The sequence below is a fragment of the Telluria sp. AC161 genome, assembly GCF_979258535.1.
This window is the reverse complement of sequence record NZ_OZ409861.1, coordinates 3,291,264-3,305,542: the sequence shown is the minus strand read 5'-3', so window position 1 is coordinate 3,305,542 and position 14,279 is coordinate 3,291,264. Positions and strand designations below refer to the sequence as shown.

Genomic DNA, 14,279 nt, shown 5'->3' with positions numbered 1-14,279 from the left:
CCCACGCCATGGCGCGGGCTGCGCGTCACGGCGCACGCTCTGGCGGTTCGCCCGGACTCGCCGGGTGAACGGGGCGCGGCGGCAACTGGATCGTCGCCAGTGCGCTGTACAGCGGCGGCGTGAGCACGCGCGAGACCGTACTGGCAACGACCGCGCAGGCCATCAGGCTGAGCACCATGCTGTGGCCATCGACCATTTCCATGACGATGATGAAGGCCGTCAGCGGCGCCTGCGTGGCGGCCGCCAGAAAGCCCACCATGCCCAGCGCAATCAGTGCGGCGCTGTACGGGTAGCCGGTAATCGAGGCAATGTTCTGACCCATGGCCGCGCCAATGGACAGCGACGGCGCGAAGATACCGGCCGGCACCCCCGACCAGGCAGTCAGCCAGGTTGCAACAAACTTGAAGAGCGCAAACGCCGCGGGCACGTTGGCTTCGTTTTCCAGCAGGCTGCGTGTGGCTTCGTTGCCGCTGCCGTAGGTTGCGCCACCGCTGAGCACGCCGATGACCGCGATCAGGAAGCCGCAGCCCAGTGCGAAGCGCACCGGATAACGGGCGCGCCAGCGCGTGGGCAGGTCGGGCGAGACACCCCGCAGGCTGGCGATCAGCACGCGCGCGAACAGGCCACCGGCAAAGCCGCAGACGACAGCGGCCAGCAAACCCGGCCACAGCAACGACAACCCGATCGGCCCCGGATGGATGACGCCGAAGTGCGGGCCATTGCCGTGAACAGACACGGCGATCAGGCCGGCCAGCACGATCGCCGCGACGATCAGGCCGCTGTTGCGCTGTTCGGGCGCGCGCGACAATTCTTCGATCGCGAACATGATCCCCGCCAGCGGCGTGTTGAACGCGGCCGCAATCCCCGCCGCGCCGCCCGCCACCAGCAGCGAATGGGCGCTGATGCCGCTGCCGCGCGGCAGCCAGCGGCGCGCCGCGAGCATCACGCCGGCAGCGATCTGGACCGACGGGCCTTCACGCCCGAGCGACAGGCCGCCCAGCAAGCCAGCCGAGGTCAGGCCGATCTTGGCGAAGCTGATTTTCAGGGACACGAGCAGGGGCCGCCGGCCGCCGGAAATAGCCGGGTCAAGTGCCGCCATCACTTGCGGAATGCCGGAGCCACCCGCGCCGCGCACGAAGCGTCGCGTGACCCAGACGATGGCGGCGCACAGAAGCGGGGTCCAGATCAGGGGCACCCACCAGGCGAAGTCAGCGATCTTGTTGAACTGGGCGAATGCCGATTCGGCCAGCCAGGTAAACGCCACGACCACAAGGCCGGCGATGGAGGCCGTGCCGACGACGACGATGCGGGTGCGCCAGAGATTGGCAGAAATGAGTTCGCGTTTGAAGGCGGAGCGTACGTCGTGCGGGGAGGGGTCGTGGGACATGGTGGGCTCGAGGGGACGAGGCCGTATTATATAGATTTGTGCGAATGTATTTGCGCCCACACTGTTGTAATGACACAAATATAAAAGAAATTCTGCACGCACTGCCGGTCAGGCGGTTACGGACAGTTACATCCCATACAAGCCGGTATGGCCTGCCAGGGCAGTTACGGTTCTATACTCGGGCCATGATCAACGATTCCATTGCGCGCAACCGCCTGGGCCTCGGTGCGCGACCGGACGACAAGCCCGTTGCCGATCCACGGCGCTGGTTGCTGGCGCAGCTCGACGATTACGAGCCGTTGCCGCCGCCATGGCGCGCCATCGAGCGCACCCCGATGCGCGTGGCGCAGTGGACCGAGCAACAAGCCGCCATCCGCAACGCACCCGAGGCGCAGCGTGCGAGCGTTCGTGCAGACTACCAGCGCGCGGGCAGGGCAGCCTATCTGGCCGGCGTGGAGGCGCGCACCAACAGCGCTCTGCAGAGCAGCACGCCGTTCGTCGAGCGCTTGACCCACTTCTGGGCCAACCATTTTGCGATCTCGGTCGACAAAGTACCGGTGCTGGGCTTTGCTGCCAGCTTCGAAGCCGATGCCATCCGGCCGAATGTCCTGGGGCGGTTCGAGGATTTGTTGCTCGCCACGGCGCGCCATCCCGCCATGCTGCTGTATCTCGACCAGTCCGTGTCGACCGGGCCGGACAGCGTTGCCGCGCGCCGGGCCAGCGCAAAAGCGCCGGATCGCCCGACCCGTGGCCTGAACGAAAACCTGGCGCGCGAAATTCTCGAACTGCACACACTGGGCGTGCGCAGCGGCTATACCCAGGCCGACGTGCTGGAATTCGCACGTGCACTCACCGGCTGGACGCTGCCCGGCCAGCAGTCGCTTGAGGACGCCGCGCAAACCTTCCGGTTCCAGGCAAACCAGCACGAGCCCGGCGTGCGGACGGTGCTTGGCCGCAGCTATGCCGACAATGGGCAGGAGCAGGCAACAGCCATCCTGCGCGATCTGGCCAGGGCGCCGGCCACCGCCAGCCACATCGCCACCAAGCTGGCGCGCCACTTCATCACCGACGATCCACCGCCGGCCTTGGTCAAGCGGCTGGCGGACCGGTTTCTGCAGACCGGCGGCGACTTGCCGGCGCTGTACCGCGAACTGGTGAGCGCCGCCAGTGATGTGCCGCCAGTGGCCGCCAAGTTCAAGTCGCCTTGGGACTGGATGCTGTCTGGCCTGCGCGCCATGGGTGTGCAGAGCGTGCCGGCGGCGCGCATCCAGTTTCTGACGGGCCGGCTCGGCCAGCCCGTCTGGCGGCCTGGCTCGCCGGCCGGTTATGGCGACGTCACTGCCACCTGGGCGGCCCCCGATGCGCTGCTGCGCCGGGTGGAAATCGCGCAGCGCCTGGCCACGGAATTTGGCAGCAAGATCGATGCGCGCGCGCTGGCGCCGCGCGTGCTGCCGGGTACCTTGAGCGGCGCGACCGCCACCGCGATTGCACAGGCAGAAAGCCCGGCCAATGCACTGGCCTTGCTATTGGCATCGCCTGAATTCCTGAGAAGGTAAAACATGCTCAACCGACGAGGCTTTATTTCCAGCGCCGCCGCATTGCTTGCCGCGCCCCGCATCGCATTTGCAGGCGCCGAGACCGAGCGCCGCTTCGTGTTCATCATCCAGCGCGGCGCTGCCGATGGCCTGCACACGCTGATCCCTTACGCCGATCCCGCGTATGCCAGGTTGCGCGGTGCGCTCGCCATCGATCCCACCGAAGCATTGAAGCTGGACGGCACCTTTGCGCTGCACCCGTCGCTGACCGGCATCGCCGATCTGTACAAGGCAGGGCAGGCCAGCTTGTTCCATGCGGTGGCGTCACCGTATCGCGATCGCTCGCACTTCGACGCGCAAAATGTTCTGGAGACGGGCGGCAAGGCGCCGTTCGACATCAAGGACGGCTGGATGAACCGGCTGGCCGGCATGCTGCCACGGCGCAGTAACCAGGCGATCGCGTTCGCGCCCACCCTGCCGCTGGCGCTGCGCGGCGCGATCGATGTCGCGTCGTACGCGCCATCCGGCCTGCCGCACGCCAATGACGATCTGCTGCTGCGCGTGCAGAAGCTGTATGAAGGCGATGCCCAGCTGAACGGACTCTGGTCGACGGCGCTCAAGGCGCAGGGCATGGCTGGTGCGACTGCCGGCGGCAAGGGCCAACAGTCTCCGGTTGAGCTGGGCAAGGTCGCTGCCGGCTTTCTGGCGCGCGCGGACGGGCCCCGGATTGCGATGATCGAAACCAACGGCTGGGATACGCACAGTGCGCAAAAAGGGCGCATGGCCACACAGCTGAACAACCTCGATGACTTGATCAGCGGGCTGCAGCAGGGCCTTGGCGATGCATGGCGTCAGACGACGATTCTCGTTGCCACCGAGTTCGGGCGCACCGTCGCGGCAAATGGCACGGGCGGGACCGACCATGGCACGGCATCGGCTGCTATGCTGATCGGTGGTGCGGTCAAGGGAGGCCGGATCGTTGCCGACTGGCCCGGGCTGGCGCCCGGGGATTTGCTCGACAGTCGCGATCTCAGGCCGACACTCGGCCTGGATGCGCTGGTAGCGCACGCGTGCGCCGAAGCGTTTCAGCTGGATCCGGAACGCACGGCGCGCGTATTGTTTCCCGGTTCGACGCCGGGAACGTCATCGGCGCGCCTGTTGCGCGGCTGATGACTGTATAAACGGCAATCAGTCCTGGCGCGTCGGCGTATCCGCGCCACCATCGGCCGCCTCGCCGTCCGGCTCGCCCGGCGCCTTGGGCCGCGAGCCACCCGGTACATCACCGGTTGCCTGCCCGTGGCTGGCCTGCGGTGCGCCTGCCGGGCCGACATTGCTTTCCGGCGAAGCTTTCGCGAAATTGCTGTTGATGCCTGACTGGCTGGTGCCCTTGGCAGGATGGCCGATGCTCGAATCGCCGTCGGCGTCATTCGCCACGAAGCCTGCATACGAGTCAGGGCCGCCGCCGCGTAGGCCGCCGTCGCGCACGCCGGCATCTTTCGGGTCGTTGGTATTGTCGTTGTTCATGTTGCTCTCCTGGATGCGTTGGTATGCAATGCAGTTGGGTGCATGGCGCACACTTCCCAATAGGAGCAGGGAGCGTTCCGGCGTAGGACTGGTCGCTCAGCGGCTGGCGCTGACCTTGTGTGACGAGCGCACGACGTGCAGCGGCGGGGCCAGTGCAATCACCTGATCGCGGCCGGCTGACTTGGCGGCGTACAGCGCGGAGTCGGCGCGTGCCAGCGTGGTCTTGAACGGTTCCCCGTCCAGCGTGACGGTTGCGCCGATGCTCAGCGTCAGCCGGCGTTGCGCGGCCGGCATCGTGCTGACGACCTCGCGCAGTGCGGCGGCCAGCGCGTTACCCACTGCGCTGGCGCGCGCCAGGTCGGCGCCCGGCAGCAGCACGGCGAATTCATCCCCGCCCAGGCGGGCGATGCAGTCGACGGCGCGCAGCGTCTCGCGCGCGCTGGTGGCCACCAGCTGCAAGGCGATGTCGCCCGCCTCGTGGCCGGCGCTGTCGTTGATGGCCTTGAAGTGGTCGAGGTCGATCAGCATCAGGGCCAGTGGCTGGCGCCGGTGTCTGGCGCGCGTCGTCTCGCGTTCGGCGATCTCGAAAAACGCCTTGCGCGACCAGGCACCGGTCAGGTGGTCGTGATTGGCGATGTATTCGGCCTGGTGCACGATGTGGCGGTGCAGAGTGAGCAGGCCGCCGAGGGTCAGTGCCGGCAATGCCAGCGCGGCCACGGTCAGGATCGCCAGGCTGGCCGTGCTTGGCTGCAGCAGCGACGTCGGTGGATTGGCCGCGACCAGCAGCCAGAGCATGCGCACCGCGTGGCCGCCGGCCACCAGCACGCACATGAGCAGCACGAAGCGCTGCACATGCTGCTGTCCGGGGCCTTGCAGGTGCACCTGGCCATGCGAGCGGCGCTGCTGCTCGCCACGCCCGGCAAGCACGCTGTGCGCGATGTCGATGCAGATGCCCGCCTGGAACAGCGAAACGACGGCGCTGCGCAGCATGAACGAGTCGAACCAGTCATGAAACACCACGGTCAGGATGCCGACCGCAGCGACCAGCAACGCCAGCGTTCTGACATGGGCCTGGCGGCCGGACAGCTGGCGATAACCGGCAGCAAGGGCTGCGCCGGCGCCGGAATACGCCATGTTTGCTATTTCGTAGCCCAGCAGGGTCGGCAGTTCACGGCCAAAGGCATACAGCAGGTTACCAAGCAGTCCCAGCAGCGCGGCCCAGCGCATGGCGCGCATGCCGCGCAGGGATTGCGAGCCGGCCGACACCAACGCAAGATAGACAAGAAAGCAAAGCAGGGACGCGATCAGGAAGATCTGCTGAGTGGCGAGCATGGCGAACGGGCCTGGCGCACTGGGATGCGCAGTGGTGGACAAGAGGGGACAAACCGAACTGAGCCGGTATTATGCCGTCGTTGTATCCAGGCCGGGCGCTTATTTGGCGCCGTTGTTCAATTACTTAATCTTAACGTTGCAAGCCGCTGAGGCGGCCTTGCCCGCGACGGCCGGTCAGCCGATGACGTAGCGTTTCGAGACGCCCACGCCCATGGTCTGGCCACTGGCGCCGTAGATGGTGCCGGTCGGTGCGTTGGTGGGGGTGCGCAGGGCGTTGAGCACGCCCTGGTTGTGCGCCAGCTGCTTGTTGATCAGCATGCCATTGACGCGGTTGAGTTCTTTTGCTTCGCGCGCAGCGTCGAGCATGCGCTCCCATTGTTGCCGTACGTCGCCGTCGTCATTGACTGCCAGCCAGGGTTCCATGCCCGCTTCCGATGCATCGCAGCCCGCCGCGGCCAGTGCCGCGTGGCGCTGTTGCGACAACGAGGCCAGGTCGGCCAGCATCGCATTCTTGCGCGTGGTCAGCTCGGCCAGGGTGTCGGCATCGAGCGACACCAGGGATTGCTGCTCTTGCTTCATCAACGCCAGGAGGGCGGTGAGGTGATGGTGTTCGGCGGCGAGGGTCTGGAACGGGCTGGTGGTCATGGTTTAGCGTTGTCTCGAATGGAGCAAGTCGCGTACGGTGTCTAGCAAGCCGTCAGCCACTTTCTCGGAGTTGACTTGGAACTGGCCATCGGCGATGGCCATCTTGATACGTTCTACTTTCTTGGCGTCGAATACGGCGGCGCCGCCACCGACGCTGCTTGCCATGGCCTGGCCTTGCGGGGACAGGCGCACGCTGTCGGTTTGCGCACCGGTCAGGGGCGCGGTCGTTGCTGCCTTGTCGGCGCCACGCGCATTGTTCGTCTGCGTGGTGGCGGGTTGAAGGCCTGGGTTGCTCTTGAGTGTATCGTTGATTTTCACGGCTTCATCCTTCTCGGTGCGCGGAGCACAAGCTCCGGGATCTGCTTATTGTAACGGCCACGCCTTTACAAACTTTAGCAATCAGCACCGATTTGGCGAAGAGAAGATCGCAATTGCTATAAAACAATTTCCACGGTCCCGCCATCGCGCGCGGTGCCGCTGATGATCCGGCCGGCCGTCGTGCGTACCTGGACGATCTGGCCATCGCTGGCGTTGTTGATCGCCTTGGCTTCGCTGCTCACCGAAAAGTTCGAGCCGCGCGATACCAAGCGCACCGCCTGGCCCTGCTTGATGACGGCCTGGCTGCGCAGCGCGTCCACCCGCAGCGCGGTGCCGGCCGGCAGCGACACGGTGGGCGCACGGCCCAGCGCCTGCGCCATGTCGGTGATGATCCCGTTGGGCATCGCGGCGATATCGCCTTTCACCATCACCAGTTGACCCGCCAACAGCGGCTGGCCCTGGGCCAGCGGCACGCCGGCGGCGACATACTCGGCCACGACACTGACCTGGGCCTGGACATACAGCGTCCACGCCGGCGCCGTGCAGCGCACGCCCACCGTCGTCTTGCCCCAGGGGCGGGCGCCCGGTTGCTGGAATGCTTCAGGCGCGGGGCAGGCGGGCAGGCTCAGGCGCTGATCGATCGCGCCGACCTTTACGCTCACCTGGCCCGGCAAGCCGGCGCTCTGGGTCGCCAGAAACTGTTCCACGACGGCGCGCACGGCCTCGGGTTGCTGGCGGCTGTTTGCCCCCTGCTGGGCCTGCGCACCACTGTATACAAGTGCCAGCAGCGAAAAAGCGACAAGTTGTGATGTCATGGTTTTGTGTTCGAGCTGAAATCCGGGAATGCTGCTATCTTAGGTCGAATGATTCCGTAGTGAAACTTTGAATAGCGGGGGGAATGTCCACTCTTCTCCGTCGATTGGTGTTGCGAACCGAACCGTATGATCGCTTCTGTCCCAACAAAGAACAGCCCGGAGGCGGCATGATCGGCAAACTCGACGACTACATGCGTTTTAATGAAACGGCATTGTCCCTGCGCTCGCAGCGCCAGGAACTGCTGGCGTCCAATATCGCCAATGCCGATACCCCGAACTACAAGGCGCGCGACATCGATTTCGCGGCAGCATTGCAGGGCGCGATGGGAGGCGGCAAGCCGGGCGGTGCGATGAACACCACCAATACCAACCATATGGCGCACGGCGCTGCCACCGGCGACACGCTGGCCAATGGCACGCCAGTGCTGTACCGCGGCGTGGTGCAGGGCAGCGTCGACGGCAACACGGTCGACATGGACGTCGAACGCAACCAGTTCGCCGACAACGCGCTGCGCTACGAGGCCGGGATCAATATGATCAACAGCCAGATCAAGGGCCTCCTGAGCGCGATCCAGGGCCAATAAGGAAACTCGCCATGTCGCTGTTTAATATCTTTAATGTATCCGGTTCGGCCATGAGCGCCCAGGCGCAGCGCCTGAACACGGTGGCCAGCAATCTGGCCAATGCCGACAGCGCCACGTCGCCGTCGGGCGAAGCCTACCGCGCCAAGTCGGTCGTGTTCGAGTCGGTACCCACCGCCTCGGGCGCGACCGGCGTGCGCGTGCGCGAAGTGGTCGAAGACCCGTCGCCGCTCAAGCAGGTGTACGACCCCAAGCATCCGATGGCCGACGACAAGGGCTATGTATCGATGCCGAACGTGAACGTGGTCGACGAGATGGTCAATATGCTGTCCGCCTCGCGCTCGTACCAGACCAACGTCGAAACCATGAATGCAGCCAAGACCATGCTGCTCAAGACCCTGACCATCGGCCAGTAAGCGCCCCGTAGATCGATACCATGACCAGCCCAATTACCAGCTCGACCGCAACGTCCGATATTTCCAGCCTGCAGGCGACCATGAATGCCAAGGCGAAGACCGCCGAAGATGGCGTCCAGGCCGACACCGACAAGTTCATGACGCTGCTCGTGACCCAGTTGAAGAACCAGGATCCGCTCAATCCGATGGACAACGCGCAGATGACCAGCCAGCTGGCCCAGCTGCAGACCGTCACCGGCGTGAACAAACTCAATACCACGCTGGAGTCGCTGAAAGCCAGCTACCAGTCGAGCGAATCGCTGTCGGCGACGAATCTGATCGGCCACGGCGTGCTGGTCGAAGGCAATGGCATCCTGCTGTCGAAGAGCCAGGCGATCCTGGGTGTCGAACTGGAAAGCCCGGCCGACAAGCTGCAGGTCGTGGTCGTCGACAAGGCCACGGGCAAGGATGTCGCGGCGATCGACCTGGGCGAGCAGAAAGCCGGGATCGTGCCGGTTGCGTGGGATGGTATCCCCGACCCGAACAATCTGGACGCCAATGGCAAGCCGGTCGTGCTGCCAGATGGGAACTACACCTTCCGCGTGATCGCAACACGCGCGGGCGAACAGCTCACCGACGCCAAGACCCTGTCATTCGACAGCGTGGCCAGCGTCACGACGAATGGCAAGGACGGCGTCAAGCTGAATCTGCCGGGCAAGGGCGCTGTTTCCCTCGCCGATATTAAACAAGTTCTGTAAGCCAGGCCGCTTACTCTCTCACCTTATACTGGAGCATTACCATGTCTTTCCAACAAGGCCTGAGCGGCTTGAACGCTGCTGCCAAATCGCTGGACGTTATCGGTAACAACATCGCCAACGCCAGCACGGTCGGCTTCAAGAGTTCGACCACCCAATTTGCCGACGTCTACGCCAATGCGCTCAACGGCGCGGGCGGCTTGAGCGCCGGTATCGGCGTGAAAACCGCTGCCATCGCCCAGCAGTTCACGCAGGGTAACGTCGAAGCCTCGAGCAATCCGCTCGACATCGCCATCAACGGCGCCGGTTTCTTCCGCATCGAGCAGGCCGGTGTGACGCAATACTCGCGCAATGGCCAGTTCTCGCTCGATAAAGAAGGCTTCATCGTCAACGCCCAGGGCGCCAAGCTGACCGGTTATGGCCTGGGCGCCAACGGCCTGCTGGCCGCCGGCACCGCCGTGCCGCTCAAGATCGATACCGCCGACCAGCCGCCGAAGGTCACGTCGGAAATGCAGATCCAGCTCCAGCTCGATTCGCGCGCCAGCCCGCCGAAGAAGACCGAATTCGATCCGGCCGATCCGGAGACCTACAACAAGCAGGTGCCAATGAGCGTGTACGACACGCTGGGCAACTCGCACACGCTGTCGACCTTCTACGTCAAGTCGCCGACCGGCGACGGCACCTGGAACGTGTACGCGGCCAAGGACGGCACCGAAATCGGCGCGCTGACCGCGGTCGGCAAGGCCCAGACCGACCCGGCAGCCGTCACTGCCCGCACTGCCTGGGATACTGCCAGCAAGGTCGTGCCGCCAGTGGCCGCCAACCTGGCAACCACCGCTGCTGCCTACGGGAAAGCCGCCGCCGATGCCGTGGTCGCCGCTGCCAGCGTCGTCACTCCGCCTGCGACGCAGGCCCCTGCCAGCGCCGATAACCTGGCCGAAGTGCGCGCCGCCGCCGATGCTGCGGCAGCGATCCCGGGCGCCACCCCGGTGCAGATCGACGCCGCGATTGCCAAGGCGCTCAAGATGGAACCGAAAGCCATCGGCACGCTCAAATTCGACACCAACGGCGCGCTGAACCTGGCCAGCACGGGCACCGCCGGCAAGTTCAACATCGACATCCCGATCGTGCCATCGACCGGTGCCGAACTGAACCTGCCAGTGGAAATCAACTTTGCCGGTACCACCCAGTACGGCACCACGACCAGCGAAAAGTTCCTGGCGCAGGACGGCTACAAGCCGGGCTCGCTGCAGCGTTTCTCCACCGGCGCCGACGGCAGCATCCTGGGCCAGTACAGCAATGGCCAGACCAAGGTCCTGGGCCAGGTCGTGCTGGCCAACTTCACCAACCCGAACGGTCTGCAGCCACTGGGCAACAATGCCTGGGCCGAATCGTCGCAGTCCGGCGTCCCGCTGATGGGCACCGCCGGTACCGGTGGCCTGGGCGTACTGCAAGCGTCGGCTACCGAAGCATCGAGCGTCGACCTGACGGCCGAGCTGGTCAACATGATCACCGCGCAGCGGGTCTACCAGGCCAATGCGCAAACGATCAAGACGCAGGATTCGGTGTTGCAGACGCTGGTGAACCTGCGTTAAACCCATCTAGGAAACCACCATGGACCGCCTGATCTACACCGCCGCCTCCGGCGCCAAGCACATCCTCGAGCAGCAAGCCACGACGTCCAACAACCTGGCCAACGTGAGCACGACGGGCTTTCGCGCCCAGATCGACATGTTCCGCGCGGCGCCGGTGCAGGGGCCGGGCATGCCGACGCGTGCATTCGTCGTCGACTCGACCGCCGGCAACGACTTCGCCGCCGGCCCGCTGCAGGCCACGGGGCGCGATCTGGATGTGGCGGTGAAAGGGCAGGGCTGGCTGGCGCTGCAGATGCCGGATGGCACCGAGGCCTATACCCGCAACGGCGCGCTTCAGATGAGTCCGAACGGCGTGCTGCAAACGCCGGGTGGCCAGACGATTGCGGGCGAAGGCGGGCCGATCACGGTCCCGCCTGACGCTACCGTGACGATCGGCAGTGACGGCACCATCTCGACGATTTCCAACGTCGACACGCCGGCCGCGCCGGCGGTGATCGGCCGCCTGAAGCTGGTCAATCCGCCACAGGGCGACATGGTGCGCGGCGACGACGGGCTGTTTCGCGTCAAGAACGGCGCGCCGGTCCAGGCCGACCCGACCGTGCAGGTCGCAGGTGGCGCGCTCGAGGGCAGCAACGTCAATCCGGTCGATTGCATGGTCGACATGATTGCGTTGGCACGTTCTTTTGACACGCAAATGAGCCTGCTGAAGAACGCCGAGAACAACGCGGCGAAAGCCACCCAACTCCTCGCTTTGAATTAAGTGTTGCCGCTGCATAATTCTATTGTCCGTGGAGGCATTCGCCTGCCACCAATAGGAGAATGCAATGATCCGTTCGCTCTACATCGCCAAGACCGGCCTGGAAGCCCAGCAGACCAATCTCGACGTCATCTCGAACAACCTCGCCAACGTCAGCACCAACGGCTTCAAGAAGTCGCGCGCCGTGTTCGAGGACTTGCTGTACCAGAACGTGCGCCAGCCAGGTGCGCAATCGTCCCAGCAGACCAATCTGCCGTCGGGCCTGCAGATCGGTACCGGTGTGCGCACCGTCGCCACCGAGCGCATCCACACCCAGGGTAATCCCCAGCTGACCGGCAACGACAAGGACGTGATGGTCAACGGGCCTGGCTACTTCCCGGTGTTGATGCCGGACGGCACCCAGGCCTACACCCGCGACGGCTCGTTCCAGAAAGACCAGAACGGCCAGCTCGTGACGTCGAGCGGCTTCGTCATCCAGCCGCCGATCACCGTGCCAATCAATGCCCAGTCGATCACGGTGGGCCGTGACGGCACCGTATCGGTCACTGTCGCCGGCGAAACCGCCACCACCCAGATCGGCGCCCTGCAACTGGCCACCTTCATCAACCCGGCCGGCCTCGAGTCGCGCGGCGAGAACCTGTACACCGAAACCACCGCCTCCGGTAACCCGAACCTGAACGTGCCAGGCACCAATGGCGCGGGCAACATCATGCAGGGTTATGTGGAGTCGTCGAACGTCAACGTGGTCGAGGAAATGGTCGCGATGATCCAGACCCAGCGCGCCTACGAAATCAACAGCAAGGCGATCACGACATCCGACCAGATGCTGCAAAAACTGTCGCAGCTTTAATCTTCTACAGCCATCATGAAAATCCTGACTTCGTTCGCTGCGCTGGTACTGCTTGCCGGTTGCGCCGCCACCCCCACCACCATCGTGCAGGGCCCGACCAGCGCGCGTCCGATGCTGGTCGACGGCGCCCCGGCCACCGATGGCGCGATCTTCAACGTCAACAGCTACCGGCCAATGTTCGAAGACCGCCGCGCCCGTCATATCGGGGACCTCTTGACCGTCAATATCAGCGAGCGCACGTCGGCAACCAAGGCCGGTGCGAGTTCAGGCAACAAGAGCGGCAGCGCGAGCTTCACCAGCCCGGGCCTGCTGGCCGGCGTGATCGGTGCCGGTGTGGCGCTGGAATCGGGCACCAAGTTTGCCGATGGCGACAACCAGAGCGCGTCGAACAATTTCACCGGCACGATCGGCGTGACCGTCACCGAAGTGCTGCCGAACGGGAACCTGATCGTGGCCGGCGAAAAGCAGGTCGCGATGAACAAGGGCACCGAGTTCATCCGCTTCTCGGGCATGGTCAGCCCCGACACGATCCAGGCCGGCAATATGGTCTCGTCCAACGTGATCGCCGATGCGCGCGTCGAATACCGCACCAACAGCCGGCTCGATCGCGCCGAGGTGACGTCGATGCTGTCGCGTTTCTTCCTGTCGATGCTGCCGTTCTAAAAGGCCAACCCCATGCGTAAATTTGCTTCCGTTGTCCTGCTGGTTGCCGCTTTTGGCGGCATCGCCCCCCTGGCCCAGGCCGAGCGCCTGAAGGACCTGGCCACCATCGCCGGCGTGCGTCAGAACCAGTTGTCCGGCTACGGCATTGTCGTGGGCCTGGACGGCACCGGCGACCAGACCAGCCAGACGCCATTCACCGTGCAGTCGATCCGCGCGATGCTGCAACAGAAGGGCGTCAACCTGCCGGCCGGCACCCAGCTGCAACTGAAGAATGTGGCAGCTGTGATGGTCACGACCTCGCTGCCGGCGTTTGCCCAGCCGGGCCAGACGCTCGACATCACCGTGTCGTCGATCGGTAACGCCAAAAGCCTGCGCGGCGGCACGCTGTTGATGGCGCCGCTGCATGGCGCCGATGGCCAGGTCTACGCCATGGCCCAGGGCAACCTGGTGGTCGGCGGCGTGGGCGTCCAGGCGCAGGGCGGCGGCGCGCAGGTGCAGGTCAATCACCTGGCCGTCGGCCGTATCTCGGCCGGTGCCACGGTCGAGCGCGCCGTCGCATCGAATCTGGGCGAAAACAACCAGATTCGCCTGGAACTGAAAGAGACCGATTTCGCCACCGCCGCGCGCGTCGTCGACGCCGTCAACGACCAGTTCGGGCCCGGCATCGCCACGGCCCTGGACGGCCGTGTGGTGCGCGTGCGCACGCCCTCGTCGAGCGACCAGCGCGTCGCTTTCCTGGGCATGCTGGAACAGATCGACGTCAATCAGCCGCTGGCCTCGGCCAAGGTCATCATGAACGCCCGCACCGGGTCGGTCGTGATGAACCGCGCCGTGATGCTCGACAACTGCGCGATCTCGCACGGCAACCTGTCGATCACGATTGGCTCGGATACGCAGGTGAGCCAGCCGAACGCCCTGGCCGGCGGCCAGACCGTCGTCACGCAGAACCAGTCGGTCGAGATCAAGAAAGAGCCTGGTCAGATGATCAACGTGAAGGGCGGGGCATCGCTGGCTGAAGTGGTCAAGGCGATGAACTCGATCGGCACCACCCCGCAAGACTTGCTCGCCATCCTGCAAGCGCTCAAGGCCGCCGGTTCGCTGCGCGCCGAGCTCGAAATCATCTAATT

At 64.9% G+C, this 14,279-nt stretch carries 16 protein-coding genes; 10 read left to right on the top strand and 6 right to left on the bottom strand.

What is annotated here, in order from left to right; translation table 11 throughout:
* Window positions 1-25: 25 nt before the first annotated feature.
* On the bottom strand, window positions 26-1,387 hold the full coding sequence (locus tag ACZ0AJ_RS14790) for a chloride channel protein (protein WP_499455248.1): 1,362 nt from the start codon (window positions 1,385-1,387) through the stop codon (window positions 26-28).
* A gap of 185 nt (window positions 1,388-1,572) precedes the next feature.
* On the opposite strand from ACZ0AJ_RS14790, the gene ACZ0AJ_RS14785 reads away from it, so the two are divergent.
* The gene (locus ACZ0AJ_RS14785) at window positions 1,573-2,943 is read left to right on the top strand and encodes a DUF1800 domain-containing protein (RefSeq protein ID WP_499455247.1); all 1,371 of its coding nucleotides are present in this window, start codon (window positions 1,573-1,575) and stop codon (window positions 2,941-2,943) included.
* Between the two features lie 3 nt (window positions 2,944-2,946).
* The gene (locus tag ACZ0AJ_RS14780) at window positions 2,947-4,092 is read left to right on the top strand and encodes a DUF1501 domain-containing protein (RefSeq protein WP_499455246.1); all 1,146 of its coding nucleotides are present in this window, start codon (window positions 2,947-2,949) and stop codon (window positions 4,090-4,092) included.
* 18 nt (window positions 4,093-4,110) lie between these two features.
* On the opposite strand, the gene ACZ0AJ_RS14775 is transcribed toward ACZ0AJ_RS14780, so the two are convergent.
* The 5 genes from ACZ0AJ_RS14775 to flgA all read right to left on the bottom strand — a co-directional run bounded on the left by ACZ0AJ_RS14775 (window position 4,111) and on the right by flgA (window position 7,556).
* Window positions 4,111-4,446 carry a hypothetical protein gene (locus ACZ0AJ_RS14775; RefSeq protein WP_499455245.1) on the bottom strand — a complete coding sequence of 112 codons (336 nt, stop codon included), beginning with the start codon at window positions 4,444-4,446 and terminating at the stop codon, window positions 4,111-4,113.
* Window positions 4,447-4,542: 96 nt separating this feature from the next.
* Window positions 4,543-5,778 (bottom strand): GGDEF domain-containing protein, encoded by a 1,236-nt coding sequence (locus tag ACZ0AJ_RS14770; RefSeq protein WP_499455244.1) that lies wholly within the window; start codon window positions 5,776-5,778, stop codon window positions 4,543-4,545.
* Window positions 5,779-5,952: 174 nt separating this feature from the next.
* Window positions 5,953-6,423, bottom strand: a complete 471-nt coding sequence (locus ACZ0AJ_RS14765; RefSeq protein ID WP_332532402.1) for a flagella synthesis protein FlgN — start codon at window positions 6,421-6,423, stop codon at window positions 5,953-5,955.
* Window positions 6,424-6,426: 3 nt separating this feature from the next.
* Window positions 6,427-6,741, bottom strand: coding sequence for a flagellar biosynthesis anti-sigma factor FlgM (flgM, locus tag ACZ0AJ_RS14760; RefSeq protein ID WP_183555741.1), 315 nt, complete (start codon window positions 6,739-6,741; stop codon window positions 6,427-6,429).
* Between the two features lie 116 nt (window positions 6,742-6,857).
* Entirely contained in the window at window positions 6,858-7,556 is a 699-nt protein-coding gene (gene flgA / locus ACZ0AJ_RS14755) for a flagellar basal body P-ring formation chaperone FlgA (protein ID WP_499455243.1), read from the bottom strand.
* A 167-nt stretch (window positions 7,557-7,723) separates the two neighbouring features.
* Between flgA and flgB the strand changes: the two genes are divergently transcribed.
* From flgB to ACZ0AJ_RS14715, 8 genes are all read left to right on the top strand, one after another.
* The gene (flgB, locus tag ACZ0AJ_RS14750) at window positions 7,724-8,140 is read left to right on the top strand and encodes a flagellar basal body rod protein FlgB (protein WP_499455242.1); all 417 of its coding nucleotides are present in this window, start codon (window positions 7,724-7,726) and stop codon (window positions 8,138-8,140) included.
* 11 nt (window positions 8,141-8,151) lie between these two features.
* Window positions 8,152-8,553, top strand: coding sequence for a flagellar basal body rod protein FlgC (flgC, locus tag ACZ0AJ_RS14745; RefSeq protein ID WP_183555738.1), 402 nt, complete (start codon window positions 8,152-8,154; stop codon window positions 8,551-8,553).
* Window positions 8,554-8,573: 20 nt separating this feature from the next.
* Window positions 8,574-9,290, top strand: coding sequence for a flagellar hook assembly protein FlgD (locus tag ACZ0AJ_RS14740; protein WP_499455241.1), 717 nt, complete (start codon window positions 8,574-8,576; stop codon window positions 9,288-9,290).
* A gap of 41 nt (window positions 9,291-9,331) precedes the next feature.
* Complete coding sequence (locus ACZ0AJ_RS14735) at window positions 9,332-10,882, top strand: flagellar hook protein FlgE (protein ID WP_499455240.1); 1,551 nt, start codon at window positions 9,332-9,334, stop codon at window positions 10,880-10,882.
* Window positions 10,883-10,901: 19 nt separating this feature from the next.
* A complete protein-coding gene (gene flgF / locus ACZ0AJ_RS14730; protein ID WP_499455239.1) occupies window positions 10,902-11,642 on the top strand; it encodes a flagellar basal-body rod protein FlgF in 741 nt (246 codons plus the stop codon).
* Between the two features lie 64 nt (window positions 11,643-11,706).
* Window positions 11,707-12,489 carry a flagellar basal-body rod protein FlgG gene (gene flgG / locus ACZ0AJ_RS14725; RefSeq protein WP_482899817.1) on the top strand — a complete coding sequence of 261 codons (783 nt, stop codon included), beginning with the start codon at window positions 11,707-11,709 and terminating at the stop codon, window positions 12,487-12,489.
* 15 nt (window positions 12,490-12,504) lie between these two features.
* Entirely contained in the window at window positions 12,505-13,152 is a 648-nt protein-coding gene (locus tag ACZ0AJ_RS14720) for a flagellar basal body L-ring protein FlgH (RefSeq protein ID WP_183555733.1), read from the top strand.
* A 12-nt stretch (window positions 13,153-13,164) separates the two neighbouring features.
* Window positions 13,165-14,277 (top strand): flagellar basal body P-ring protein FlgI, encoded by a 1,113-nt coding sequence (locus tag ACZ0AJ_RS14715; RefSeq protein ID WP_183555732.1) that lies wholly within the window; start codon window positions 13,165-13,167, stop codon window positions 14,275-14,277.
* The last annotated feature ends 2 nt before the right edge of the window (window positions 14,278-14,279 follow it).